Origin of the sequence: Embleya sp. NPDC008237 (assembly GCF_042956465.1) — a bacterium.
Classification (GTDB): domain Bacteria; phylum Actinomycetota; class Actinomycetes; order Streptomycetales; family Streptomycetaceae; genus Embleya.
On record NZ_JBIBGL010000006.1, the window covers coordinates 196,844 to 223,422 of the forward strand.

At 71.0% G+C, this 26,579-nt stretch carries 22 protein-coding genes; 8 read left to right on the forward strand and 14 right to left on the reverse strand.

Going from position 1 to position 26,579, the window contains the following annotated elements; genetic code table 11:
- The first annotated feature begins 88 nt into the window (after positions 1–88).
- Positions 89–3,376: a BTAD domain-containing putative transcriptional regulator gene (locus ACFZBU_RS17760; RefSeq protein WP_391584518.1), complete on the forward strand. Its 3,288-nt coding sequence runs from the start codon at positions 89–91 to the stop codon at positions 3,374–3,376.
- 827 nt (positions 3,377–4,203) lie between these two features.
- Positions 4,204–4,665 (forward strand): DUF5990 family protein, encoded by a 462-nt coding sequence (locus tag ACFZBU_RS17765; RefSeq protein ID WP_391584519.1) that lies wholly within the window; start codon positions 4,204–4,206, stop codon positions 4,663–4,665.
- 235 nt (positions 4,666–4,900) lie between these two features.
- On the opposite strand, the gene ACFZBU_RS17770 is transcribed toward ACFZBU_RS17765, so the two are convergent.
- From ACFZBU_RS17770 to ACFZBU_RS17795, 6 genes are all read right to left on the reverse strand, one after another.
- Positions 4,901–5,845 carry an SAM-dependent methyltransferase gene (locus ACFZBU_RS17770; protein WP_391584520.1) on the reverse strand — a complete coding sequence of 315 codons (945 nt, stop codon included), beginning with the start codon at positions 5,843–5,845 and terminating at the stop codon, positions 4,901–4,903.
- 96 nt (positions 5,846–5,941) lie between these two features.
- Positions 5,942–6,538 (reverse strand): hypothetical protein, encoded by a 597-nt coding sequence (locus ACFZBU_RS17775; protein ID WP_391584521.1) that lies wholly within the window; start codon positions 6,536–6,538, stop codon positions 5,942–5,944.
- A gap of 227 nt (positions 6,539–6,765) precedes the next feature.
- The gene (locus tag ACFZBU_RS17780) at positions 6,766–7,005 is read right to left on the reverse strand and encodes a hypothetical protein (protein WP_391584522.1); all 240 of its coding nucleotides are present in this window, start codon (positions 7,003–7,005) and stop codon (positions 6,766–6,768) included.
- 763 nt (positions 7,006–7,768) lie between these two features.
- Positions 7,769–8,701: a hypothetical protein gene (locus ACFZBU_RS17785; RefSeq protein ID WP_391584523.1), complete on the reverse strand. Its 933-nt coding sequence runs from the start codon at positions 8,699–8,701 to the stop codon at positions 7,769–7,771.
- A gap of 294 nt (positions 8,702–8,995) precedes the next feature.
- A complete protein-coding gene (locus ACFZBU_RS17790; RefSeq protein ID WP_391584524.1) occupies positions 8,996–9,178 on the reverse strand; it encodes a hypothetical protein in 183 nt (60 codons plus the stop codon).
- A gap of 47 nt (positions 9,179–9,225) precedes the next feature.
- Positions 9,226–10,359 carry a cation diffusion facilitator family transporter gene (locus ACFZBU_RS17795; RefSeq protein ID WP_391584525.1) on the reverse strand — a complete coding sequence of 378 codons (1,134 nt, stop codon included), beginning with the start codon at positions 10,357–10,359 and terminating at the stop codon, positions 9,226–9,228.
- Positions 10,360–10,501: 142 nt separating this feature from the next.
- On the opposite strand from ACFZBU_RS17795, the gene ACFZBU_RS17800 reads away from it, so the two are divergent.
- The gene (locus ACFZBU_RS17800) at positions 10,502–10,858 is read left to right on the forward strand and encodes an ArsR/SmtB family transcription factor (RefSeq protein WP_391584526.1); all 357 of its coding nucleotides are present in this window, start codon (positions 10,502–10,504) and stop codon (positions 10,856–10,858) included.
- A 215-nt stretch (positions 10,859–11,073) separates the two neighbouring features.
- Here the strand turns inward: ACFZBU_RS17800 and ACFZBU_RS17805 are convergent, their stop codons facing one another.
- Entirely contained in the window at positions 11,074–11,352 is a 279-nt protein-coding gene (locus ACFZBU_RS17805; RefSeq protein WP_391584527.1) for a hypothetical protein, read from the reverse strand.
- A 697-nt stretch (positions 11,353–12,049) separates the two neighbouring features.
- On the opposite strand from ACFZBU_RS17805, the gene ACFZBU_RS17810 reads away from it, so the two are divergent.
- Entirely contained in the window at positions 12,050–13,441 is a 1,392-nt protein-coding gene (locus tag ACFZBU_RS17810) for an alpha-L-fucosidase (protein WP_391584528.1), read from the forward strand.
- Between the two features lie 115 nt (positions 13,442–13,556).
- Positions 13,557–14,228: a FadR/GntR family transcriptional regulator gene (locus tag ACFZBU_RS17815; RefSeq protein ID WP_391584529.1), complete on the forward strand. Its 672-nt coding sequence runs from the start codon at positions 13,557–13,559 to the stop codon at positions 14,226–14,228.
- Positions 14,229–14,269: 41 nt separating this feature from the next.
- Here ACFZBU_RS17815 and ACFZBU_RS17820 read toward each other — a convergent pair whose 3' ends face one another.
- Positions 14,270–15,109: a fumarylacetoacetate hydrolase family protein gene (locus tag ACFZBU_RS17820; protein ID WP_391584530.1), complete on the reverse strand. Its 840-nt coding sequence runs from the start codon at positions 15,107–15,109 to the stop codon at positions 14,270–14,272.
- Between the two features lie 270 nt (positions 15,110–15,379).
- Between ACFZBU_RS17820 and ACFZBU_RS17825 the strand changes: the two genes are divergently transcribed.
- The 3 genes from ACFZBU_RS17825 (at position 15,380) to ACFZBU_RS17835 (ending at position 18,670) form a co-directional block, all read left to right on the forward strand.
- Entirely contained in the window at positions 15,380–16,783 is a 1,404-nt protein-coding gene (locus tag ACFZBU_RS17825; protein ID WP_391584531.1) for an L-fuconate dehydratase, read from the forward strand.
- Positions 16,780–17,631: an SDR family NAD(P)-dependent oxidoreductase gene (locus ACFZBU_RS17830; protein WP_391584532.1), complete on the forward strand. Its 852-nt coding sequence runs from the start codon at positions 16,780–16,782 to the stop codon at positions 17,629–17,631. Before ACFZBU_RS17825 ends, ACFZBU_RS17830 begins: the two co-directional genes overlap by 4 nt.
- A 94-nt stretch (positions 17,632–17,725) precedes the next feature.
- Entirely contained in the window at positions 17,726–18,670 is a 945-nt protein-coding gene (locus ACFZBU_RS17835) for an aldo/keto reductase (protein WP_391584533.1), read from the forward strand.
- Between the two features lie 223 nt (positions 18,671–18,893).
- Here ACFZBU_RS17835 and ACFZBU_RS17840 read toward each other — a convergent pair whose 3' ends face one another.
- From ACFZBU_RS17840 to ACFZBU_RS17865, 6 genes are all read right to left on the reverse strand, one after another.
- Positions 18,894–21,179 (reverse strand): alpha-L-fucosidase, encoded by a 2,286-nt coding sequence (locus ACFZBU_RS17840; protein WP_391584534.1) that lies wholly within the window; start codon positions 21,177–21,179, stop codon positions 18,894–18,896.
- 140 nt (positions 21,180–21,319) lie between these two features.
- A complete protein-coding gene (locus tag ACFZBU_RS17845) occupies positions 21,320–22,438 on the reverse strand; it encodes an ABC transporter ATP-binding protein (protein ID WP_391584535.1) in 1,119 nt (372 codons plus the stop codon).
- A gap of 49 nt (positions 22,439–22,487) precedes the next feature.
- Complete coding sequence (locus ACFZBU_RS17850) at positions 22,488–23,324, reverse strand: carbohydrate ABC transporter permease (RefSeq protein WP_020552454.1); 837 nt, start codon at positions 23,322–23,324, stop codon at positions 22,488–22,490.
- A 3-nt stretch (positions 23,325–23,327) separates the two neighbouring features.
- Entirely contained in the window at positions 23,328–24,335 is a 1,008-nt protein-coding gene (locus tag ACFZBU_RS17855) for a carbohydrate ABC transporter permease (protein ID WP_391584536.1), read from the reverse strand.
- 99 nt (positions 24,336–24,434) lie between these two features.
- Positions 24,435–25,748 carry an ABC transporter substrate-binding protein gene (locus ACFZBU_RS17860; protein WP_391584537.1) on the reverse strand — a complete coding sequence of 438 codons (1,314 nt, stop codon included), beginning with the start codon at positions 25,746–25,748 and terminating at the stop codon, positions 24,435–24,437.
- 384 nt (positions 25,749–26,132) lie between these two features.
- Entirely contained in the window at positions 26,133–26,444 is a 312-nt protein-coding gene (locus tag ACFZBU_RS17865) for an L-rhamnose mutarotase (RefSeq protein WP_391584538.1), read from the reverse strand.
- Between the last annotated feature and the right edge of the window lie 135 nt (positions 26,445–26,579).

The following is a 26,579-nucleotide window of genomic DNA, read 5'->3' on the forward strand; positions in this document are numbered from 1 at the left end:
GCGATGGACACGACTGTGCTCCCCGGCGCTCAGGGGTCGCTGAGGATCCGCTGAGGAGTCACGCGGAGCCGCTGTGTACGGTGGTTCGATGCGGTTCGGGGTGTTGGGTCCACTGGCGGTATGGGGTGTCGACGGTGAACCGCTCAAGGTCCCCGAGGCCGGGGTCCGCGCGCTGCTCGCCGACCTGTTGACGTACGAGGGCCGTACGGTCTCCGCCGACCGGCTCGTCGACGACCTGTGGGGCGAGGACCCGCCCGGCCGACCCGCCAACGCGCTCCAGACCCGGATCTCCGTACTGCGCCGGACCCTGGGCCGGGACCGGGTGGTGTACCAGGCGCCCGGATATCGGCTGCTCCTGGAGCGGATCGACGCCGCCGACGCGGACCTGGACGCGCACCGCTTCGCGGCCCTGGTGGAACAGGCCCGGACGCAGGGCGATCCGCAGGAGCGATCCGCGACGCTCGCCCGGGCGCTCGGCCTGTGGCGCGGGCCGGCGTACGCCGATTTCGCCGACGAGGAGTTCGCCCGGCCGGCCGCCCGGCGGCTGGAGGAACTGCGCCTGGTCGCCGTCGAGGAACATGCGGGCGCGCGGCTGGAGGCGGGCGAGCACGCGGCGCTCGCGGCGGAACTCGCGGGCCCGGTCGCGCAACATCCGTTGCGTGAGCGGCTGCGCGCGGTGTACCTGCGGGCGCTGTACCGTGCCGGTCGGCAAAGCGAGGCGCTGGCCTCGTACGCGGACCTGCGCGAGCGCCTGGCCGACGAACTGGGCCTGGATCCCGGGCCGGAAATCGTCGCCCTGCACGCGGCGATCCTGCGCCAGGACGAGTCGCCGCGCCCGCCGGCGCCGGTCGCGCAGGCCGCGGACGCCGCCCGCGGCCGGTCGGACACCCGAGGGCCCGCCGCCGCGCCCGAGGTTCGGCTGCCCGTCCCGCTGACCCCGCTGATCGGGCGGGAACAGGCCGTCGCCGAGCTCGGGCCGCTCCTGGAACGTACGCGCCTGGTGACACTGACCGGATCGGGCGGCGTGGGCAAGACCCGACTCGCCCTGGAAGTGGCAGGCCGGTTCGCGCGGGAGGCCGCGGGGTGCGTGCCCGACGGCGTACGGCTGGTCGAACTCGCCGGGCGCGGCGGCGAAATGGCCGAACTCGCGCAGGTGGTCTGCGACGTGTTCGGGGTCCGCGACGACGGACTCGGGCCCGCGGCCGGCCGCTCGACGGCGGAACGACTCGTGGCGGCGCTGCGCGACAGGCGGGTGCTGATGGTCCTGGACAACTGCGAACACGTGGTGGAAGCCGCCGCCGAACTCACCGACCGGCTCCTGGCCGGCGCGCCGGGACTGCGGGTGTTGGCCACCAGCCGCGAGCCGTTGGCGCTGCCCGGCGAGACGGTGTTCCAGGTCGAGCCGCTGCATCGAGACGACGCGGTGCGGTTGTTCACCGAACGCGCCGCCGCCTCGGCCCCGGGCTTCTCGCCGGCGGCGGCGACCGCGCCCGGCGAGATCGGGGATCTGGTGGCGGAAGTCTGCGTGCGGCTCGACGGCATTCCGCTGGCCCTCGAATTGGCCGCCACCCGGGTACGGGCCCTGGGCATGGCCCAGTTGGCGGCCCGCCTGGACGACCGCTTCCGGTTGCTCACGTCCGGACGCCGCGGCACCCCGGCCCGGCAACAGACGCTCCGGGCGATGATCGACTGGAGTTGGGACCTGCTCCGTACCCGCGAGCGCATCGTCCTGTGCCGGCTCGCGGTACATCGGGACGGCTGCACGCTGGAGGCGGCCGAGGCGGTCTGCGCCGGTGGGGGGGTGCGGCCGGACGAGGTCGTCGACCTGCTCGCGCGGCTGGTCGAGAAGTCGCTGGTCGTGATGGTCGACGGCGCCGGCGGTACGGCGCCTCGCTATCGCCTGCTCGAATCCGTCGCGGCCTACGCGCAGGAACGACTGGCCCGGACCGAGGAAGCCGACGCCGTCCGGAACCGACACCTGGTTTACTACCTCGACTTCGCCGAACGCGCGCGACCGCGCCTGTGCGACCACGGTCAGCGGGAATGGCTGGAGCGCCTGGACGCGGAGTCGGCCAACCTGTACGCGGCGCTGGAGGCGGCGATCCGACACGCGTCGGCGGATGCGGACCCGGGGGCTGACCAGGGTATGGGCGCGGACCCGGCCCGGCGCTTCGCCGCGGCGTTGGCCTGGTGGTGGCTTCTGCGCGGGCGGCCGGGCGAGGCGCGGCGGCGGCTCGGGCGGATCCTGGACGCCGTGCCTGAGTCGAGCGAACTACGCCTGCTCCACGACGCGTTCACCCTGCTCACCGGAGACCGTCCGACGTCCCCGACCGACTCGGACGCGGCCGCCGACGACCCGGCGGTGCCCGCGCCGGCGTTGTGGCTGTACGCGTACGGGTTGTTCAACGGGGGCGAAATGCGCGCCGCGCAGGTGGCCAACGATCGCGCGCTGGGCCGGTTCGACGCCGACGGCGATCGGTGGGGCACCGCCGCGGGGCTCGCACTGCGGGCGATGTGTGCGCTGATCCGCGGCGATCTCGACGCGGTGCGCGAGGACGGTCTGCGCAGCGCCGCACTCTTCCGGGCCGTCGGCGACCGCTGGGGCGAGGCGCAGACCGTACAACCGCTGGCCGCACTCGCCGAGATCAAGGGCGACCACGCCGAGGCGACGCGTCTCCACCACGAGGGCCTGCGCCCGGCCCGGGAACTGGGTCTGGCGGTCGAGGTCTGTGCGCGGTTGTCCGGCCTGGGCCGACTCGCGCTGCTCGAACACGCCTGGGAGCGTGCCCGCGAGCTGCACGAACAGGCGCGACGGGCGGCCGTCGAGCAGGGCTACAAGTACGGGGAGATCCACGCGCTGATGGGCCTGGCGCTGGGGGCACGGCGCTCCGGCGATCTCGACGAGGCCGAGGCGCACCTGGTGCACATGCGGGACGCCGAACTCTCCTCGCCGGCCGGGAGACATCTGCTCCAGGCGGAGTTGGGCTTCATCGACGAACTGCGCGGGAACGCCGCCGGGGCGCTCGCCCATCATCTGCGCAGCCTGGACATCGCGCGCTCGCTCGCCGAACCGCGCGCGCTGGCCCTGTCCCTGGAGGGCCTGGCCGGCGCGGCCTCGCTCGCGGGTACGGCCGCTGCGGCGGAGCAGGCGGCCCGACGGCTCGGCGCGGCCCACGCGGCCCGGCGCAGCGTGGGCGCGCCGCTGCCGGCCGCCGAGCGTATCGACGTCGACCGGATCACCCGGGTCGCGACGGCGACACTGGGCCCGGCGGCCTTCACCGCCGCGTTCACCCGGGGCGCCACATCACCCCCGGAGACGACGGCCCGAAGCGCGACGGAGACGTTGGCCGTTGCGGGTGAGCCGCCGAACGGGTGACTGGGTGACTGGGCGACTGGATTACCGGGTTGCCGGGTTGCCGGGGACGGTGACTGCGCCGCCGCCGATTGTCGTGAGCCGTCGGTGGGGGCCGCGCGGTCGTCGACGGGGTCGTGGCGGGGGTGTTGACCGCAAACGGCTGCCGGGACCGGAGCCGGGGCCGGGGCGGCGCCGCTGCCGGGTCCGGAGGCGCGTGCGACGGGCATGGCAGGCGGCATCGTCGGCTCACGCCGGGGGACGGCCTTCGTCGCGACGCCGCTGGGGGATGCGGGTGCCGACGGCCGATCGTGTCCATGCGCTGCCGGGGCAGGGGTCGGTGTGATGGTTGGCGTGGCGTGGCGAGCGGGAGGGCGTGCGTGTGGTCCGCGGTGGGTGTTCACCCGCGCGGGCGCATGGCCGGGGGTGGGTTCTTCCGGTCCCGGGTGGGCTTGGCGGCGCGCCGGGCTCGTTCTCGGGCATGCGCAATGCGTTGCCGGCGGCTTACCTGGTGAAGGCGACGGATCATTTCGGATGGAGCGAACATGCGCAGGACGAGAACGGCCCCGAACACGCCGAATGCCGCTTGGCAGTCGCCGGGCCGCAAGGGCCCGGTACGGCACGGCGTCGGCCCGACGGAGGGGCTCGACGACGTCGGCATCGGCGAGAGCCGACGCCGGCACGAGATGTTCTGCCCGCGATGCATGGGCGTGACCGAACGATGCACGCACGCGATCGGGGAACTGTCCGGCAGGACCCCGGAATCGGCCTCCGGGGGCCGACGCGCGGCCCGGCGTGGGGTGCCCCCGCGGAAGTGATCGGACCGAGGGGACCGAGGGGATCATGTCCCCATGAGGATTCGTATCGACGCCGTCGACCTCCCCGGGCCGGTCTGTCCGCCCGGGGCGGCCGACCCCGAGTACCGGAACGTCCACGTCGCCGTACAGCGGCGCGACCGCCCCGGTGACCTGTTCGACCCGCGCCCGGCCGACGCCCGGCACGCCGGCTGGACGGTGGAGGCGACCGCGACCCGGACGGCGTCCGGCCTCGACCTCAAGGGGCCGTACATCCAGGGCCGGCCGGGGGATCGATTCGTGTACCTCTCGTGGGGCACGGTCGACGGCGCGGGCGCATTCGCGATGTTCCGCCGAGCCAAGCTCATGCTTGCCGAGGTCCCGACCGACGTCCTGGCCGCCGCGGTCCGTTCCGGTCTGCTGATCGGCCGACTCGGGCTGACCGACGCCTGCGGGGAGCCGCGATGCGCGCGTGTCGTCCCGCCGACCATCACATGGACGGCGGGCACCCCGGAGTAGGCGGGGAGCCTGTGCCCGACGGGTTCGACCGGTTCGATCGATGCGATCGGCCCGGGCCTTCCGGTGGGTCCGACCGGTCCGGCCGGTTGCTCGGGGTGGCGATCCGGTCGGTAGAACTCGGCGAGCCTCGCGGGGTCCGCACAGTCGAGGGTGATGGCGGTGATTTCCGCGAGCTTCCTTGCGACTGTGCTCTGCCGACCCGCGCCGACTCCCACTCTTGCCGCACCGGTCGGGTTCAGCGTTTGACGGCGACGAATCCCCATTGGTCGACCGGCTCGGTGGTGACGGGCTCGTCCGGACGCCACAGGCTGATCGAGCCGAAGCCGGGTTCGAGGAGGTCGAGGCCGTCGGCGAAGGAGCGGAGCACCTCGGCGGGACGCGAGACGTACGGGAGGGCGCCGCCGTCGGCGTACTCGTCCGACGCGGCGCGCGTCAGCGGGGTTTCGACGGTGTCGCACAGGACCAGGTGGCTGCCTGCGGGGAATGCGTTCAGATAGGTGCGCAACAGGGTGGCGGCGCGGGCGTCGTCGGTGACATGACCCAGGGTGGAGAGCACCATCAGCGCGATCGGTCGGCTCAGGTCCAGCGTCCTGCCGGCTTCGCGCAACACGGTCTCGGTGTCGGTGAGATCGGCCGGCACGTACGCGGTGGCCCCCTCGGGGCGGCCGGACAGGAGCGCGCGGGCGTGGGCGAGCACGATCGGGTCGTTGTCCACGTAGACGATGCGCGCCTGCGGGGCGGCCTGCTGGGCCACCTCGTGAGTGGCCTCCGCCGTGGGCAACCCGGTGCCCAGATCCAGGAATTGCCGTATCCCGGCCTCACCCGCCAGGTGGCGCACGGCGCGCGCCTGGAACCGACGGGAGGCACGGGCGATGTCGACGATCTGCGGGAACGACTTCTGTAACTGCTCGCCCAGGGCCCGGTCTACCGGGTAGTTGTCCTTGCCACCCAGCCAGAAGTTCCACATCCGCGCCGAGTGCGGCGTCGTCGTGTCGATCGCGTGAGCCGCTTCGAAGTCGTCGATCGGCACGGCGGATTCGACGTATCCGACACGTTCGACTGATGCGGTCGATCCGGTGGATCCGGTCGGATCGGTCTCTTCGACCGACCGGGTCGGTTCGGTTGATCCGACCGGTTCGGTGGGTTCGTTCGGCGCAGGGGTCTGCCGGTTCGCGTTCATGCACTCTCATCCCGTCGCTTCACACGATCGTCACTGAATCATGTGCATCCTTTCACCACGTGTCACACGCAACCCGATCGGCCGTCGGTCGCCGACTCAGGCATCCGAGGACGGCGCGAAGAGATAGCGGTCCATCATGAGCGCGGCATCGGCGAGGATCTCCGGGTCTCCTTCGGGCCGTTCGCGAAAGGCGAGGTCGAGCAGACCACCCCCGACCACGACCGCGAGTCGAGCCCGTCGGCGAGACAACTCGGTGTCCGGCATCGCGTAGCCGCGTACGAGGGCCTGGTGCAGCCGATCGGCGATGTCCATGTCGGTCTGCCGACCGACCGCGCCCACCGCGGCGATCCGCGGCCCGTGAAACCAGACGCGGCGGTAGCCGGGTTGGGCGCGAAAACGGTCCGCGTACGCGGCGCGCCCAGCGCACCCTCGGCGTGGGAAATCTCGAATTTGCCTTGCTGATCGCCTCGTTCGCGGTCGGCGGGGTGCCCGGCGCTCTGTCGACGCCTGCGGCCACCGCAGGCTTCGGCGCCGTCCGGATCCTGCGAACTGCCGCCGTGGGTAGCGCGTTTGCCGCCGTGGTCGTCGGCAGCGCGACCTCGGGCCCGGTGGCCGCGTTGTTTCCTTGGTCTGCGGGTTCCGTTCCATGCCGGGGCGGGACTGGTGATCGTCGCCGGTTTGATCAGCGCACATTCCGCCGCGCGGGTCGGAACGCTGCCTCCGGGTACTCCGGTTGCCGGGGCGGGCGCCGGGGAGGGGGAGGTCTTTTGAACCGGAGCGGGGAGGGGGGAGGCCGCGTTCCCACTACGCACCGGCTCACGCGACGAGGGGCCGGGATCCGGGTCGGAGCGCCGTGGCTCGGACGGAGTGGTGCGTGGCGGGCGATGGTGGGGGCCAAGGGTGCCGGCGGACGATCCGGGTCACCCTTCGGGCGGGCCGATCGGGTGCGGGGCGTCGGTGTTCGGGTAGCGGCAGGCGGCGGAGCAGCGACAGGGGGGCTCTTCCGGGAAGGCGAGGATCGACGGCGGAGTTCCCTGATGGACGCGGGAGCCTCGGATCAGCCGGGTACCGTGCGGGTCGACCCGGTACACGGTCACGGTAAGCCGGGAATCCCGGGCCGTCGGTGTGGCGTCGACATCGGGACGGACGGTGTCGGACATGAATCCTCCTTCTCCGACCGGAAAGGCCACTCCACAGGTACCACGGGCGCGGACGGCGGGTCGGCCAGCCGATCGCCGATCACCCGAACGGCGGTGTGGACGCGGCGCCGCCCACCTCGGGTTTTGCCGGACCCGCGCTGCGCGAGTGACGGCGGGGGAATCGGCGGCGGAGGCCGCGCAGGGCCGGCACCTGCGGATTCGCGCCCGGCTGCCGGGTCGCGCCCGGCCCGGTCTGGCGCGCTGTGCCAATCGGGTCGAGTTCGGCGACGTCTCGCGGCCGGCGCACGGCTTTTGACCGCGCCGCCGGGTCGGGCCGATCGATCGATCGATCGATCGATCGATCGGTCAGTCGGTCGGTCGGTCGGCCGCCCTCGGCCCGCCCGAGCGCGTGCCGGCCGTGTCGACCGTGCGCCGGATCTCGCCGAGCCGTAGGTGGTCGGCGGGGCGCCGTCGACCCGGCAGACGTCGACCCGGGGCGCCGGGTCCGATGGATCCGCGCGGGCCCCGACGCGGAGCGGTCCAGGCCGGGCCGGACCGGGTACGAATGGGCCCTGCTCGTGGAGGCCGTAGGCCGTACGGCTGATCACCCTTCAGGGGTTCGAGCCCGAGGACGGCCGGCCGAGGCCGATCATGCGGCGGTCGCCGCCCCGGACACCCGTCGGATCACCCGAGGCACTCGTCGGCTGAACCGGGCGGCGGGTGCGGAGGCGGCCGGGGCGCACCCGCCGGACCCGCCGCTGCGCGCGCCGTCGGATGCGGCCGGTCACAGGCGGGCGGTGGCCTTGCCGACGAGTCGGGGCAACAGGTCGACCTCCCAGCCGCGTTGGGGGTAGCCGTCCGGTGTGGACAGGTGGCCCAGGGCGGTGATGCGCACGATGAACTCGTCCTTGCGGAACTGCACGCCGCCCTGTGCGCTGTAGCCGGCGTCCGCGCCTGCCGACGGCGGCAGTTCCCGGTAGTCGGCGAGCCGGCGCGGGCCCGACGTGGAGAAGTCCCAGTCGTGTGTCATCTCGGCGCCGGTGGCGATCGACATGATGTCCACGGTCAGGCTGATCGTGCTGTAGGCGTCGATCACCCGGGGTGTGTCCAGGGTGAGTTTGCAGGTCGTGCTGCGCAGTGCGGGCCCCTTGCTCTTGAGGAATCCGCGCGCGTCGGCCGTGCCGATCACCTCGACGCCGCGCACGTCGGGAAAGACCCCCCGGACGTCGTCGGCGGTGACGATGTCGCACGCGTCCGGCCACGTGTTCGGGTCCTCGGGCCGGGCCGTGAACCGGCCGTCCCGCCTGGGCGCGGGCGGCGCCGAGGGGCGGACGTCCGCGGTGCGCGCCGGCTTCGCGCTCTCCGCCGGCATCCGAGCCGTGGTGTCGATCGACGGAAACGCCGGTAGCGGCTGCGCCGCGGCCGCGGGCGGTCCCGCGCCGGCAGGGTCCTCGAACCCCTTGCGATCGTGGCCGCCGCCGTCCGTGCCGTTGATCGACAAGGCGGCGACGACGGTCGATACGATGCCCGCCGCGACCAGCGCGATCCATTTGCCCGGACCACCCGCGAACGTGTCGGAACGCTCCGGCGCACCGGCGTCCCCCGGCCCGACCGGAGCGGAGTACGGCGGGAACGCCGGAGCGGGCGGAGCCGCGGGAGGCGGTGGGGCGTGTGCGGGTCGGGGCGGATCGGGCACGTCGTGCCGGGCATCGGACACACTGAACTCCAGGAAATCACGGTCTCGTTCGGTGCCGGACACCTTCGCCCGCTCTGCGCGCGAACGGTCCCCGACCACGGGACGCTATGCGCCCGGCCGCATACCCGGCATCCAACGAGCGCAGGAGAACCGGGTAAACCCTGGCGGTATGCGGGCGGGCGCGAGCGGCCGGAAGGCGCCGGGTTCGGATTGCTTTTCGGTGCCGGTGCCGCGATGGGTGGGTGCCGCGTGCCGGTTCGTGTGCGTACGCGCCCGCGCACGCCCGCGCCCGCGAGGCGAGCGAGCGAGGGGCGCTCAGGCGAGGTTCTTCTCCAGGTGGGCGATGTACCGGTCGATGCCGTGGTCGTGTAGTCCGTCGGAGGCGGAGGCGGGGGCGAACGGGTCGGCGGTGGCGCCCTTGAACTTGTCGGCGAGTTTGGCGACGGCGGGCATGCTGTCGTGCAGGCGGCCGTTCGCGTCGAGGTAGCGCAGCGTCACTTGGGCCCGCTCCGTCGGCGGCGGCCGCGGTGGGGGGCGCGACGTGTTCAGGTGCGGGAGTGGTGGGCCAGGGCGGCGTGCGGATCGTGGCCGTCGGTGGGTGTGGCCGGGTCGGTGTGGACCAACGCGGCGTCCAGCCGGGGGAGGGCATGCAGCAGGGCGTGTTCGGTGGCGACGGCCAGGCCGTGGGCGCTGCGCAGATCAAGGTTCGCGTCGACGATCACGGCGACCTCGGCGCGCAGGCGATGGCCGATCCAGCGCATCCGCAGTTCGCCGACCTCCAGCACGCCGGGCACCGCGCGTACCGTGCGCTCGGCGGTGTCGACCAGTGCCGGGTCCACGGCGTCCATCAACCGCCGGAACACCTCGCGCGTGGCGTCCTTGAGGACCGCCAGGATCGCCAGGGTGATCAGCAGACCCACGATCGGATCGGCCGACGTCCACCCGAGCGCGGCGCCGGCGGCACCGAGGAGCACGGCCAGCGAGGTGAAGCCGTCGGTGCGCGCGTGCAGTCCGTCGGCGACCAGTGCGGCGGAGCCGATACGGCGTCCGGTGCGGATGCGGAGGCGGGCCACCCACTCGTTCCCGACGAAACCGACCACGGCCGCGACCGCGACGGTGGGCAGGTGTGACATCTCCCGGGGGTGGGACAGGCGATCGATCGCGGTCCAGGCGGTGAACACGCAGGACGCGACGATGGTGACTAGGACGATGATCCCGGCGACGTCCTCGGCGCGGCCGTAGCCGTAGGTGAAGCGGCGGGTCGCGGCGCGGCGACCGAGGACGAACGCGATGCCCAGCGGCACGGCGGTCAGGGCGTCGGCGCCGTTGTGCACGGTGTCGCCGAGCAGCGCGACCGACCCGGACAACACCACGACGAAGGCTTGCAGGACGGTGGTCGTGCCCAGGATCGCGAGTGAGACCCACAACGTGCGCATCCCGTCCGCCGACGCCTCCATGGTCGGGTCGATCCGGTCGGATGCCTCGTGCGAGTGGGGGGCGAGCGCGTGCGTCACGACGTGGCGTATTCGGGATCGGCGGCCGGTTCCGTGGGGGTGGGCGTGGGAATGAGCGTGGGCGTGCCCCGAGCCGGGCTCGGACCCGGGGTGCGCGTGTCGATGTTCGTGTTCGTGTTCGTGTTCACGATGGTCGTGCGGGTGGTCCGGCGTGGTCTCGGGCACGGCGGCATCCTCGTGGTCGGCGGTCGGCGTCGCGTGTTTCGCGCTCTGTGCTTTCTGCGCTGTGCTGCCTGCGCGCACGGTGCTTGGTGCCCGAGCCGGCGATTCGGCTCGTCGTCGGCAGGCCGCACCCAATTATGTGCGTATGAGCGCACGCATGCACCTATCACTTGCGTACGATGCGCAGGTGCATGACGAAAGCGAGCGATACGCGGTCGCGGTGGAGGTCCTGACCCTGCTGGCGGACCGCACCCGACTGGCCCTGCTGCGACGCCTGGCCGAGGGCGAGGCCGATGTGGGCACCCTGACCGAGGCGTGTGGCGCGAGCCGCACCTCCGTCAGCCAACATCTGGCCCGGCTGCGCCTGGCCGGACTCGTGATGACCCGCAAGGAAGGCCGCCGCGTCGTCTACGCCTTGCCCCACGGGCACGTCAACCGTCTCGTCGACGAGGCCCTGCGGGTCGCCGACCACCGCATCGGCAACCTCCCACCGCACGACTGACCGCGACCCGACCCGGCCGCTCCCGGCTTGCGCAGTCGGGCAGTCCTCGGAGTGGCATGCCGCATGCCGCGTGGCTCGTTCCCGGGCCACCATCCACGTGTCGGCCGGCCCGGGTCCGGTGCGGTGCGTCGTCCCCGCCGACGGGTGGTCGGTGGGGACGACGCCCAGGGTGGTGCCACGGCCGCGGGATCGGCGGGCGGCCGGGGTCGGGGTGGTTACTTCACCCACAGCTCGTAGTTCTCGAACTGGCCGCCGCCCGTGCACTGGTAGGTCGACCAGCGGCCGGCGTTGATCCCCTGGTTGCCGGTGTCGTTGCACGCACTGGCCCAGTAGTAGTCGGTGATGTAGGTGTAGCCGGGGCTGGCCGGCGGGTGGCACGGGTGGGTGCAGGCGACCGTCGCCGGAGCCGCCTGGGCGGGCGCCGCGCCCAGCACGGTGCCGGCCAGGACGGCGCTGCCGGTGGCGAGACCGAGGACGAAGTTGCGGAGACGCATGATGGAGCTCCTTCGAAGTGCGAAAAGCGGACATCCCGTACACGTTCGGTGACGACATCCGGTATGACACGAATTGTGTGACCTGGGTCACATGGCGTGCCCGCCCGCTCGATCTGCGCGGCTCGACGCGCCACGGGCCCCGCGTCCCGGCTCTCGATCCACAATCCCCTGCTCAGGCGCACCGCATCGTGGACGAATGCCGACGATTTGACCTCGGCGGTGTTCCTGCATGCGTGGCGCACCCGGGCGGACGTCGTCCTGCATCAGGACGGCGCGCCGCCGTGGCTGCCGGGCGTCGCCCGCAACCTTGCCGCGAACAGCGGACGGGCGGAGCGGCGGTATCAGGTGCTGCGGGCCCGGCTGCGGCGGGCGACGAGACGGCCCGTGCTCGGCCAACGCCTCCGCAGCCTGGCACGGCAACCCCCACCGGCCCGATCCGCGCCCCGATGCTGCCGGTCGGGCCGGTCGGGCCGGTCGGGCCGGTCGGGCCGGTCGGGCCGGCCGAGGGTCCGATCGGGGAAGGTGGTCGATTCCCCCAGGCATCGACCTGGATCGAGAGAGCCGATCTATCTTCAGTCGATATGCCAGGTATCAGCGCATTTTGCGGATTGCACTCTTGTCAAGGGAGACGCAACCAGGAATATTGATCCTACCTTTATCGATCGCGCTCCGGCTCGGCTCTGCCCAAGGATTTCGCATGTCTGCATCCACCCCCGGTCACGACGATCCCGTTCGCCCGCTTCCCGGCTGGTTCGACGACGCCAAGCTCGGGGTGATGATCACGTGGGGGTTGTACTCGGTGCCGGCGTGGGCGCCACTGGACGATCGCCTGGTCCGGTTGCTCGCCGAGCACGGCGACGGGGCGGACCGGAATCGCTCCTACGAGGCCGAGGCGGACGCGGACGGGTTCGATCCGATCGTGACCACGAGCTACAGCGAGTGGTATCTGAACTCGGTGTCCGTACCGGGTAGTCCCACCTGGCACCACCATCGAGAGACCTACGGGGACCGGACCTACGCCGACTTCCGCGGCGACTTCGCCGCGGCCGTGGAGCAGTGGTCGCCCGAGCCCTGGGCGGAGTTGTGCGCCGCGGCCGGCGCCCGATACGTCGTTCCGCTCGCCAAGCACCACGACGGCTTCCTGATGTGGCCCAGTCGCACGGCCAATCCGCACCGGCCCGACTGGGCCCTGGAGCGCGACGTGCTGGGCGAGTTCCGGGAGGCCGTCCGGGTACGCGGGATGCGATTCGGGATCTACTACTCCGGCGGCATCGACTGGACCTTCGCCAACCTGCCGATCCTGCGCGCCGACGACGTGGCCCGCGCGGTGCCGGACTCGCCCGAGTACGCCGCCTACGCCGACGCGCACTGGCGCGAACTGATCGAGCGCTACGAGCCCGCCGTGTTGTGGAACGACATCGGCTACCCGCCGGCCGCCGAGCCGGAGAAGCTGTTCGCGGACTACCGCAAAGCCGTTCCGGACGGCGTGGTCAACGAGCGCTTCTACGCCGGCACGCCCGACTTCGTGACGCCCGAGTACGCGACGCGCGCCACGTCGGGCGGTACCAAATGGGAGACCGTGCGCGGGGTCGGACTGTCCTTCGGATACAACCGTCAGGAGGACATGTCGTGGACCACGTCGGGGCCGGACCTGGTCGAACTGCTGATGGACGTGGTGAGCAAGGGCGGCAATCTGCTCCTGGGCATCGGCCCCGATGCGGCCGGCCGTATCTCGCCGGAACAGGACGCGGCGCTGCGCGAGTTGGGGGCCTGGCTCGCGGTCAACGGTGACGCGGTGTACGGGAGCCGCTCCTGGCACGTCGCGGAAGATCGGACGGCTGAGGGCCTGCGGGTGCGCTACACCGTTCGCGACGGCGACCTGTACGCGACCTTTCTGGACCGTCCGAGTGCCGGTGTCTCGGTGCCCGAGCGGCTTGCGGGCACGGCCGACGCCGGGTGTGCGTGGCTCGGCGGGGACGGCACCGTGGGCACCGTCGGCAGCCTGGCGGGCTTGCCGGTGCCGCCCGTTCGGGACGGAGTGCCCGAACCGGTGGTGTTGCGGATCAGCCCGGCACCCGAGCCGATGTGACGGCGAGCGCGCGTCGCGAGCGGACCGGCCGGGGGGCGGCCACCCGACCGGTCTGTCGTCTCGTACACCGCCCCGTCATACTGGAAGTCATCGGACCTCTGGAAGGATCATCGGCATGGCTGTGACGGATGAGGCCATCGACAGGATCAAGGAGATGATCGTCTCCGGGGAGCTTCGGCCCGGCGACAAGCTTCCGAAAGAGGCGGATCTGGCCACCAAGCTGGGACTGTCCCGCAACTCGCTGCGCGAGGCGGTCAAGGCGTTGTCGCTGATCCAGATCCTGGACGTGCGGCAGGGCGACGGCACCTATGTGACGAGTCTGGAGCCTGGTCTGTTGATGGGCGCGATCGCGTTCGTCGTGGACTTCCACCACGACAAGAGCGTGCTCGACTTCCTCCAGGTCAGGCGGATCCTGGAACCGGCCGCGACCGCCCTCGCCGCGGCCCGGATCGACGCCGCCGGCATCGCCGAGCTGCGTGGCCTCGCACAGGTCGACGAGCCGCATCCCACCGCCGAGCAACTGATCGAGCAGGACCTGTCCTTCCATCAGGCGATCGCGGGTTTCAGCGGCAATCTCGTGCTGTGCTCGCTGCTGGACTCGCTGTCCAGTCCCACGATGCGCGCCCGGGTCTGGCGTGGGCTGACCCAGAGCGACTCGTGGGAGCGTACGGTGCGCGAGCACCAGGCGATCGTGGACGCGCTGGAGAGTGGCGACGCGGAGGCCGCGCGGGCGTGCTCGACGGCGCACATCGCGGGTGTCGAGCAGTGGTTGCGGAAGGTGGCCTGACGCGCGGGCCGGCGGGCCGGCCGTCCCGCGCGTCGGGCGGCTCAGGCGTCGGCGAAGGTCTGGCGCTGGGTGCCGAGTCCGGTGACGGCCAGTTCGACGGTGTCGCCGGCGCGCAGGTACGGCTTGGGCTCGGGCTGCCCGAGCGCGACGCCGGCCGGGGTGCCCGTGTTGATCACGTCGCCCGGGTACAGCGTCATGAACTGCGACAGGTACTCGACCAGGAACGCCACGGGGAAGATCATGTCGGCCGTCGTGCCGTTCTGGCGGAGCGTGCCGTTGACGCTCAGGGTGAGCGCCAGCGCCTGTGGGTCGGGCACCTCGTCGGCGGTGACCAGCCACGGACCGAGCGGGTTGAAGGTCGCGCAGTTCTTGCCCTTGTCCCACTGGCCGCCGCGGAACAACTGGAAGTCGCGCTCGGAGACGTCGTGGCTGATCGTGTACCCGGCCACATGATCCAACGGGTTCTGATCGGCCGTCAGGTATGCGGCGGTGCGGCCGATCACGATCGCGAGTTCGACCTCCCAGTCGGTGGCCAGGGATGTGCGCGGCACCAGGACCGTGTCGTTCGGGCCGACCACGGTGTCCGGGGCCTTCATGAACACGATCGGCTCGGTCGGTATCTCGGCGCCGGTCTCGCGCGCGTGGTCGTGGTAGTTCAGGCCCACGCACACGATCTTTCCGGGCCGGGCGAGCGGCGGGCCGTAGCGCAGACCGGTCGTGTCCAAAACCGGCAGGCTCGCCGGGTCGGGCAGCACCGACAGGTCCGCGAGCAGCGCGGCGTCGATGTCCGGGACCACCGCCGACAGGTCGCGCAGGATCCCGTCGGCCTCCAGGACGGCCGGGCGTTCGCAACCGGGGGCGCCTACACGAACCAGCTTCACAACGGTCTCCTCGGGTGATCGCGTCTTGCCCTTGTCGAATAAGTCATCCGATGTATAGGCCATGGTAGAGGGTTGAAACAAGTCGATTATGGCTCACTGTGCCCGTCTATCGAGATATTGATCCGACGGATGCTGGACGTATGCGCGCCGCCCACGGTATACATCGGATGTCTGGGGTCTCCGGGCCCAGCCCGTCCCGGACACCCACCGCAGGGAACCCATCCCGTTCGCGGCGGCCGGGCCGCACGGCCGACAACCGAGGAGCCACACGTGACCCCGCAGCACCCGAACGGCGTGAGCCGGCCCGCCCCACCCGAACGGCCCACGACACCGAGCCGACCCGTCGTCACCGAACTCGTGACCACGGACATCCGTTTCCCGACCTCCCGGGACCTGGACGGCTCCGACGCGATGAACCCCGACCCGGACTACTCCGCCGCCTACGTCGTCCTGCGCACCGACGCCGCAGACCGGCACGAGGGACACGGCTTCTCGTTCACCATCGGGCGCGGCAACGACGTACAGGTCGCCGCCATCGACGCGCTGCGTCCGTACGTGGTCGGCCGGCCGCTGGACGAACTGCTCGACGACCTGGGCGCGTTCTCCCGATCCCTGGTCGGCGACAGCCAGTTCCGCTGGCTGGGCCCGGAGAAGGGCATCATGCACATGGCCATCTCCGCGGTCGTCAACGCCGCGTGGGACCTCAGGGCCAAACGCGCGGGCAAGCCGCTGTGGCAACTGCTCGCCGACCTGACGCCGGAGGAGATCGTCGACCTGGTCGACTTCCGCTACCTCGGCGACGCGCTCACCCGCGAGGACGCGCTGGCGATCCTGCGCCGCGCCGAGCCGACCCGCGCCGAGCGGGCCGAAACGCTGCGCCGCGGCGGGTATCCCGCGTACACGACCTCGCCCGGGTGGCTGGGCTACGACGACGACAAACTCGCCCGGTTGTGCCGCGAGGCGGTCGCCGAGGGCTTCACCCAGATCAAGCTCAAGGTCGGCGCCGATCTGGCCGACGACGTCCGGCGCTGTCGGATCGCCCGGGAGAGCGTCGGCCCGGACATCCGCATCGCGGTGGACGCCAACCAGCGCTGGGACGTGGACGAGGCGATCGTCTGGATGCGCTCGCTCGCCCCGTTCGACCCGCACTGGATCGAGGAACCCACCAGCCCGGACGAGGTGTTGGGCCACGCGGCGATCCGCAAGGCGATCAGCCCGATCAAGGTCGCCACCGGCGAGCACGTGCAGAACCGGATCGTCTTCAAGCAGTTGCTCCAGGCCGAGGCGATCGACTTCGTACAGATCGACGCGTGCCGGGTCGGCGGCGTCAACGAGAACATCGCGATCCTGCTGCTGGCCGCCAAGTTCGGCGTCCCGGTATGCCCGCACGCCGGCGGCGTGGGCCTGTGCGAACTGGTCCAGCACCTCTCGATGTTCGACTACGTCGCGGTCAGCGGCCGGATCGAGGACCGGGTGATCGAGTACGTCGACCACCTGCACGAACACTTCCTCGCCCCGGTCGTGATCGCCGACGGCAACTACCGGGCGCCGTCCGCACCCGGTTTCTCGTCCACCATGAAGCCCGCCTCGATCGCCCGATTCCGCTACCCGGACGGCGAGTTCTGGGTCGCCGATCGCGCCGCACAGGCGCCTGTCGTGGAGGTGTCCGCATGAACAAGCCATCAGGCCCCGCCAACCCGTCCGATCCGTCTGCGTCGGTCGGCCCGGCCGGCTCGTCCTCGGCCTCCGTGCCGGCCCCGCCGTCGGCCGGAGACTTCGCCGGCCTGCGCGCCCTGGTCACCGGCGGCGCGTCCGGGATCGGGCTGGCCACCGCCCGGATGTTGACCGCCCGTGGCGCGACCGTCGCCGTGCTCGACCGCGACCCGGCCGCCCTGGCCGGCGACCCGGAACTGTCCTCGTTCACCGCGGACGTCGCCGACGACGCCTCGGTCACCGCGGCCGTCCGGGACGCGGCCGCGCTGCTCGGCGGCCTGGACATCCTGGTCAACAACGCCGGCATCGGCGCGGCCGGCACCGTCGCCGACAACGAGGACGCCGAATGGCATCGGGTGTTGGACGTCAACGTCGTCGGCCTGGTTCGGGTCACCCGGGCGGCGCTGCCGCACCTGCGGGCGTCGGCGCACGCCGCGATCGTGAACACGTGCTCGATCGCCGCCACCGCCGGGCTCCCACAACGCGCGCTCTACTCCGCCTCCAAGGGCGCGGTGCTGGCGCTGACCCTGGCGATGGCGGCCGACCACGTCCGTGAGGGCATCCGGGTGAACTGCGTCAACCCCGGTACCGCCGACACCCCGTGGATCGGCCGGCTGCTGGACGCGGCGGCCGACCCCGCGCGCGAGCGGGCGGCCCTCGACGCCCGCCAGCCGATGGGCCGGCTCGTCGGCGCGGACGAGGTCGCGTTCGCGATCTGCTCGCTGGCGAGCCCGCTGGCGGCCTCGACCACCGGCACCTCGCTCGCCGTCGACGGCGGCATGCAGGGACTGCGGCTGCGGCCGGAATAACCCGATCACGACCGGGATCCTGGAGTCGAGGGAGGCGAACGCATCGTGCGCGCCCTCGACTCCGCGGTCGTTTTTCAGCAAGGGAGCATCGTTCGTGGACACCAACCGCATCGGCGGTACGCCGGTCGTCACGAGCTCGATCGGGCTCGGGGCGGCGGCGTTCGGAAATCTGTACACCGCGACCGACGACGAACAGGCACACGCGACCGTCGAGGCCGCGTGGGCCGCCGGCATCCGCTGCTTCGACACCGCGCCGCACTACGGGGTGGGGCTGGCCGAGACCCGGCTCGGGGCCGCGCTGCGCGGGCGCCCGCGCAGCGCGTACACGATCTCGACCAAGGTCGGCCGGCTGCTCGTCGACGACCCGGCCGCGCCGACCGCGGCGGACGGCTTCGTCGACACGCCGCGTCGGCGACGCGTGCGCGACTATTCCGCCGACGGCGTGCGACGCAGTCTCGAATCCAGCCTGGAACGCCTGGGGTTGGACCGGATCGACATCGCCCTCGTGCACGACCCCGACGAACACTGGGAGCAGGCCGCGCACGAGGCGGTACCCGCGCTGGTGGCCCTGCGCGAGCAGGGTGTCGTGGGCGCGATCGGGGTCGGGATGAATCAGTCCGCGATGCTCGATCGCTTCGTCGCCGAAACCGACGTGGACTGCGTGTTGCTCGCCGGCCGGTACACGCTGCTCGACCACAGCGGCCGCGCGCTGCTCGACCACTGCGCGAAGCGCGGCGTCTCGGTGCTGGCGGGCGGCGTATACAACAGCGGTCTGCTCGCCGACCCGCGACCGGGCGCCCACTTCGACTACGCGCCGGCCGATGCCGACCTGCTCGCCCGCGCCCTGCGCTTGCAGGCGATCTGCGCGCGCTACGACGTCCCCCTGCGCGCCGCGGCGATCGGCTTCGCCGCCGCGCACCCCGCGGTCGCCACCGTCCTGGTCGGCGCCCGCAGCCCGGAGGAGGCGGCCGACGCGGTCACTATGGGCGAGTGGAACGTCCCGGCGGCCCTGTGGGCCGAACTCGCCGCCGCGACCTGAGACTCGACTCGCCCCGCACTGGGGCAGGGCGAGCCGAGCGGCCCGTTTCCCGCCGGGGAAACGGGCCGTTTCGTCGCGTGGTTGCGTATTGCCTGGTCACTTCGTTGTCGCGTCGCTGCGCCGGCCCGCCGCCGCGCACACGGTGCACACGGCGCCGACGAGAGAGCCCGGCCGTACGTGAAGTACGGCCGGGCTCTCGGGTGACCGCGAACGGGGTCGGAGGCTACTTGTTCACGTATGCCGCGTCGAACTGGAGGTAGCTGCCTCCGGTCTTGGTGAGTGTGACGGTGTGCGGGCCCGAGGTCGGGAACTTCACCGAGTACACCTTCTGGCGGGGCGCGTAGGATCCGCCGTTGTCGGTGGTGGCGGTTCCGGCCGCGACGCCGTCGAGGGTGACGTCGGCGGTTGCGTAGCCCTCGCCCATCGGCGCCAGCACGTCGACGGCGCTGCCGGTGAACGTGATCGTGACCGAGTCGCCGTTCGTCGAGGTCCAGGTCACGTCGTCGCCGTGGTCGCCGCCGCCGCGATTGCCGGAATGGGTCCAGGCGCCCTGATAGGAGACCGCCGGGTCGGTGTCGTTGAGCGCCATCGGGCCCTCGATCATCCGGGCGCCGTCGATCGCGAGCCGCACACCGGAGACCTTGACCAGCTTGACGGTGTGCGTGCCCGGCGCGAGGTGACGCGCCGCGTACAGCACCGACTGCGGTCGGGGCCACCAGGAGAAGCCGTCCAGCCGTTGCACGAGCGCGCCGTCGAGGTAGACGTCGTACTTGCCGCCCAGCAGGTTGCGCGGGCCCAGGACGTCGGCGGCCGTGCCGGTGAACGTGTACGTGACCGAGCTGTCGTTCGCCGTCGCCGCCTGCACGTCGTCGCCGAGATCACCGGTCCAGCGGTTGCTCGTGTGCGTCCACGCGCCCTCCCACACGAAGCCCGCCGTGTCCTGGTTGACGGGCTTGGCATCGATGCGTTCGGCGTTGCCGCGCAGGGCCTGGCGCACGTCGTTGAGGATCGAGAGGGACTGCTCGGAGACCTTGCCGTCCTCGTACATCATCATGTTGAAGCTGAGCGGGACCTTGCGCGAGGCGGCGTCCAGCGCCCAGTCGACGGCCTGCTTGGCGGAGAAGTTCGGGCCGCCGATCTTCTGGCCGCGCAGGTGGATGCCCCAGTCGTCCTCCATCCGGAACATCGCGTGCTGGAGCAGGCCCTGCTGCGGACCGGAGCGGAAGATGCCGTCGCCGCCGACCGGTGCGCTGCCCTCGATCGGCTCGCCGTGCACCTCCTCGGCGAAGTAGGTGTCCTGGAAGTCGGTGTAGCGCGGCAGGATCCACGAGTTCCAGGAGACCATGCGCGCCGGGTTGCCGGTGCGCGCGATCTTCTCCAGCTCTTCGAACGGGGCCGGGTAGTAGATCAGGCCGTCGTCGAAGAAGAAGCCGTCGAGCTTCTTGCCGTAGCGGGCGCCGATGTCCGCGACGACCTGCTTCCAGTTGTTCAGCAGCGTGCTGCGGTCGCCCGTGCCGGTGGTGTAGAAGGTGCTCGGGAACTTCTGGGTGGGCCACCAGGCCGCGTCCTCGGTGCCCAAGTGGTAGTACAGCGTGAAGCCCAGGCCCTCGGCGTGCAGCGCGTCGGCGATCTCGCCGATCAGGTCGCGCTCGGCGGTCAGGTCGCCGTTGCCGACGACCTTGTCGATCGCCGCGTTCGGGCCGTCGACGTGGTAACCCCACCAGCTGTACGACCAGATCACGTAGCCCGCGCCGGTGCCCTTGACCATCTTCACGAAGGCCGGCACGTCGAAGTCGGCGGCCTGGCGGTTCAGCGACTTGGCCGGCCCGCCGTTCTCCGGGAAGCCCCAGGAACCGTATTGGAACATCAGGCCGTAGCCCGCCGACGCGAAGTCGGCGGTGTTCGCGCGGGCATCGGCGATCCGTGCCTCGCGGGCCGGGCGGTCCTTCTCCCGGACCAGTTCGAGCGACTTGACCTGCACGTCGCCCGCGAGCGTCGCGGTACGGCTGAGCACGATGGTCGACGTCCCGGACGGCAGCGCGAGCTTGCCCGCGTCCACCCGCGCCCAGCCGCCGGCGGGCTGGGCGAACCCGGTCGCCGCGGCCGAACCGCGCACGCCGATCTTGAACGTCTGGCCCGGTGCCGCGTTGAGCATCCCGGTGATCCGGTACACGTCGCCCTTGGGCACGGTCACGGTCCACGCGAGGTAGTCGTCCGAGGTCTTGAAGTTCTCGACCCAGAAGTTCTTCCTGGTGTCGGGGGCGAACACGGACATCGAGGGCGTGCGCTCGGCGGCCGTGCCCATCAGGGTCGTGACGTTGTCCCTGACCGCCTTCTGGTCGACCGGCAGCGGGACCTGTCCCGCCTGCGGGACGGCGCCCGGTGCCGCGGCCGGCGCCGATTCGGCGGGTCGGGGTGTGCGCGCCGCGTGTGCGGCGGGCGCGACGACCACGAGCGGCGCGCACATGGCCGCGGTGGTCGCCAGGATGGTGCACCATCGTCTCAACATCGGTCAAGACTCCTTGCTTGTCGCCGGGAGGGTGCTGATGGATCGGCGCCGCCGCGGCCAGGCGGCGGCGCCATACGCGAATGCCCGGCGGTACGGGCGTACGGCCGGGCATTCGCGGGTTCAAGGGGTGGGGCGCCCGATCAGCGCAGGGCAGCCCCGGATTCGGCGTCGAACAGGTGGATCCGCGCGGGGTCCAGGGCCAGTTCGACCTTCGCGTCCGCGACCACGGCGCTCTCGGCCGGGAAGCGGCAGGCGATCGGCGCACCGGCCGAGGCCGCGTCGCCGCGTACCGCGCCGAGGGTGACGTAGACGTTCTTCTCCGCGCCCAGCGCCTCGACGTACTCGACGATCGCCGGGATCCGCACATGCTCGGCGGTGCCCCCGAGCATCGATGCGTCCAGCAGGTGCTCGGGCCGCACGCCGACGGTGACCGGTCCCTCCGGATACCCGCGCTCGACGGCGGGCAACGGCACGTCCACGCCGCCGAGTACCACCTCGTTACCTCGCTCGCCGGTGCGCAGCCGCGCCTCGACCAGGTTCATCGGCGGCGTGCCCATGAACGACGCGACGAAGGTGTTCGCGGGGCAGCGGTAGATCTCGTCGGGCGTGCCGATCTGCTGGAGGCGACCCTCCTTGAGCACCGCGACCCGGTGGCCCATGGTCATCGCCTCGACCTGATCGTGCGTCACGTAGATCATCGTTGTGCCGACCCGGCGCTGTAGGCGGGCGATCTCGCCGCGCATCTGCACGCGCAGCTTGGCGTCCAGGTTCGACAGCGGCTCGTCCATCAGGAACAGCGCGGCGTCGCGGATGATCGCCCGACCCATCGCGACGCGCTGGCGCTGGCCTCCGGAGAGCTGGCCGGGCTTGCGGTCGAGGTAATCGGTCAGCTCCAGCATCGCCGCCACCTCTCGCACGCGGCGCTCGATCTCGTCCTTGGGCCGCTTGGCCAGGCGCAGCGGGTAGGCGATGTTGCGGGCCACCGTGTAGTGCGGGTAGAGCGCGTAGTTCTGGAACACCATCGCGATGTCGCGCTCGCCGGGGTGCACGTCGTTGACGACGCGGTCACCGATGCGCAGTTCGCCGCCGGTGATCGATTCCAGGCCCGCGATCATCCGCAGCAGGGTCGACTTGCCGCAGCCCGAGGGGCCGACCAGGACCAGGAACTCGCCGTCGGCGATGTCCAGATCCATGCCGTGCACCGCGACGTGCCCGTTCGGGTAGGTCTTGGACACCTGGTCCAACATCACCTGGGCCATGAGTGCTCCAACGTGCAGAAGGGGTGGTGGGCGGTCGGGGCGGGCGCGGTCATTCCTTGACTCCGCCGCTGGTCAGGCCCGCGGTGATGAAGCGCAGGCCGAAGACGACGAGCAGCAGCGCGGGGACGGCGAGCAGCACCAGCGAGGCGTTGTACTTGCCGATGTCCGAAGGACTGGTCGCCAGGTACTGCTGGAAGGACTGCACAGCCTTTGCGGCGGTCGTGTACTTCTCGTCGGTGAACAGCAGGCTCGGGAACAGGAAGTCCTGGAGCGACCACATGACGCACAGGATGGAGAGGTTGACCAGCGCGGGCCGGCACAGCGGCAGGTAGACCGTGCGGAAGACCTGCCAGTGCCCGGCCCGGTCCATCCGCGCCGCCTCGATCAGCGAATCGGGGATGTTGTCGCCGAAGTTGCGCAGCAGCAGCACCGCGAACGGCAGGGTCAGCGCCGCCTCGGGCAGCGCGACGCCCAGGTAGTTGTCGAACAGGCCCGCTTCGCGGATCGTGTAGTACAGCGGCACCAGGATCGCGGTCCCGGGCACCGCCAGACACAACACGATGCCGTAGTACAGCGCCTCCTTGCCGCGGAAGTGCAGCTTGGAGAAGGCGTATCCGGCGAGCGCGCCGACGCTGACCACGATGCCGGCGTGCAGTACGGCGATGATGAAGGAGTTCAGGTAGGTGTCGTAGATCGTGACGTCGCCGACCGGGTCGGTGAACAGCGCGGTGTAGTTGCCCGTTCCGCCGCCTTCGAGGGATCGCTTGATCGCCGCGTAGATCGGGAAGAGCCAGATCGCGCCCATCAGCAGCAGCATGCCCTGGAGGATCCGGCGGTCGCGCTTGCGACCGGTGAGTACGCGCATGGCGTCGCTGGTCTCGGCCACGGTCTACTCCTCGGACTTTCCGGTGAAACGGAGCTGGATCGCGGACAACAGGAGCGCGAGCAGCAGGACGACCACGGCGGCGGCCGACGCGTAGCCGACCCGGGGACCGGGCGAGGTCGCGTAGTTGTACACGTAGGTGCCGGAGATCTCGGTGCCGCCGGCCGGTCCGCCCTTGGTGGAGAAGAAGACGATCTCGAAGGCACGGAAGGACATCAGCAGGATCGAGACGACCACCGTCTTGTGGGTGGTGCGCATCAGCGGGAAGAGCATCGTGCGCAACAACTGCCAGAACGAGGCGCCGTCCAGTACGGCGGCTTCCAGGAGCGAGGTGTTCAGCGCGCTCAGGTCGGCGGTGTAGTACATGATCGGCAGGCCGACCAGGTAGACGAAGATGCCGATGACCACGGCGTATGCCAGGCCCGGTTCGGTCAGCCAGTGGCCGGCCAGGAAGTCCAGGTGGGCGCTGCGCAGCGTCTCGTTGAGGGTTCCGTAGCGGTTCTCCATCATGCCACCGAACACCGAGGCGACCAGTGCGACGGGCATCAGCGAGGGGACCAGGAAGACCGCGTAGAAGACCTTGCGGCCGCGCATTCCGGTGCTCAGCACGACGGCCAGGAAGAAGCCCAGGGTCAGCGCGCCGGCGACGGCGGCGGCGGCGAACACGACGTTGTTCAGCAGCGCCCGGATGAACCGGTCGTCGGTGAACAGCAGTCGATAGTTCTCCAGGCCGACCGACTCCGGGTCCACGAAGGACAGGTCGGTGCGCTGGAGGCTGGTGCGAGCCAGGAACACGAAGCCGAAGACGTAGAACACGAGGTAGAAGGCGAGGAGCGGGAGGAGGAACAGCAGCGCCGTGCGCATCATCCCCCGCTGCTGCGGGCCGTCGATCCGCTTGGTTTTGCGTGTGCGACCGGCTTTGCCTGCGCGGCGCAGGCCGGGCAGACGGCGGGGGGCCGCCGGCCCGGCCCCGGCTGACGCGGTGCCGGCCGGGCCCGGGGCGGTGGTGGTCATGATGGGCGTCCTTGCCGATCGGGGGCGGTGCAGCGGCGTGCCGGCCGAGGGAGGGCGGCGTGTTCCACGCGCGTGCTTGGGATGCGCCGGGCGGTGTGGCTACTTGCTGTAGCGGCCGCTCGTGAACTCCTCCTGGAGCTTCTTCGCCTCGGAGGAGGGGTCGGAGCCCTGGATGACCTTCTTGACCGTGTCGCCGGCGACCACGGTGAAGTCGCTCATGTTGTTGCGCTCGCCGACGGAGGAGTCCACGAGCTGCTGGAGCGCGGTGTAGCCGGCCTTCGCGGTCTCGGTGGACAACACGTCCGGCGCGAGCGCGAAGTCCTTCTTGCTCGGGAACAGGCCAAGGTCCGCACCCCATACGGAGACGCCGTCGCCGACGGTCAGGAACTTGAGCAGTTCGGCCGCTTCCTTGGGGTGCTTGGAGTTCTTCGGGACGGCCAGGCCGGTCTCGATGAAACCGCGCAGCGAGGGGGTCGCGGTCGGGTTCAGCACGGGCAGGGCGGCGGCGCCGACGTCCTTGATGTCGATCTTGTTGGCGCTGCGGTAGCCGGGGGAGAGCATGCCCGCGTCCCAGGTGCCGCCCAGGTAGAACGCCGACTTGCCGGACGCGAACAGCTCGGTGGCGCGGGTGCCGGTCAGGTCGAGGGTGTCCTTGCTGAGCGTGCCGTCCTTGTACAGGCCCGCATAGTCGCGCAGCGCGCCGACATAGGCCTCGTTGTCCCAACGCCCCTTGCCGTAGCGAATGTCGTTGAACAGCGTGGGTGCGGTCTGCCCGGCCACGGTGAGGGCGACCTCGTCCTGGAACCACGAGTCGCCGGCCATCACGACCGGGATGCTGTCCGGCGCGGTCGCCTTGACCTTGGTGACGGCGTCCTTGAGTTCGGCCATCGTCTTGGGCACGGTGGTGACGCCGGCCCGGTCGAGCATGTCCTTGTTGTAGAACATCGCGGCCGAGCCGAGACGGCCCATCGGGATGAAGTAGAGCTTGCCGTCCTTGACCAGCTTCCGGCTCTGGTCCAGGGCTTTCGGTGCGAGTTGGTTCAGTACGTCGTCACCGATGCCCAGGTCGGCGATCGGGGTCAGCTTGGCGTGCAACTGCTCGGCCATCGCGGAGGTTTGCACGCCGACCAGGTCGAGCTTCTGGCCGCTGTTGAGCGCCAGCGGAAGCTTCTTCTGGTAGTCGGAGTTCGTGCTGAGCTGGAGGTCGACCTTGATGTTCGGGTTCGCGGCCTCGAATGCGGCGATGGTCTTCTTGAGCGTCGCGTCGGTCGGGAACCAGGTCGAGTACTTGAGGGTGACCTTGCCGTCGGTCGAGGACGACGCGCCGTCGTTGCCGCAAGCCGAGGCCGACATGGCGAAAGCCGCGATACCCGCCACCGTGGTGGCGAACCGCCGTATCCCTGAGCTCTTCATGGTGCTCCGTAAGTTGTTGGAACGCTCGCGGCTCGGACCGACCCCGTGATCGAGCCGCGCAGGGCATCTTGTGAGGCACCTGCGGAGGGATGTGAGGGTTTGCGGGTCGCCCTTCAGGCGATCCCGCGCTGAGTCGGAGCTTATACATCCGATCTCTGGCCGCACAAGGGTTACGGAGTGCTGCGGCCGACTCGATACCCGAGGTCCGTTTTTGCCGGCAATCCTGGCCTCGACGGCACTCCATATCGGGGCTTTAGCGGTGAGATACGCAGTTCTCGATCGAAGGCGGAGTTGTCGTTTCCCTACTGACGGCGACACATACATCGGCTCTTTGTGATGGCGGGAGGTGTGCGTCGCCGAGGGACGCGGGTCGGGCCCCGGGCATCACAGGCTCCAGACCAGGGGCAGGGTCGCCTCCTTGCCGTCGGCCGAGTAGTCGTGCGGGACCTCCGTCAATTCGCCCATGCGGGCCTGCCATTCGATGTTGACCGGCAGGTCGGCGAGGGAGGTGAGCAGTGCCGCGTAGTCGTCGCATTCGAGTACGTGGAACAGGTCCAGGCCGCTGCGCCAGATGTTCCACTCGTGCACGCCGGCCGCCCGGATCGCGGCGATCAGTGCGGCCGGCACCTCGCGGTGGGCCTGTTCGTACTCGCTCTCGCGGCCGGCCGCGAGTCGGGTGTGCAGGGCTACGCGCATGATGAACTCCCAGGTGGGTGGTGGGCTTTGGGTGGTGGTTGTCGGTGTCGGTGACGGCGTCGAGCCTTGACAGTGGGTCGGCCGTCACGCTTCAGTGATCGGATCAATTCTTCGGATTGTCGCAGCTTCGTTGCG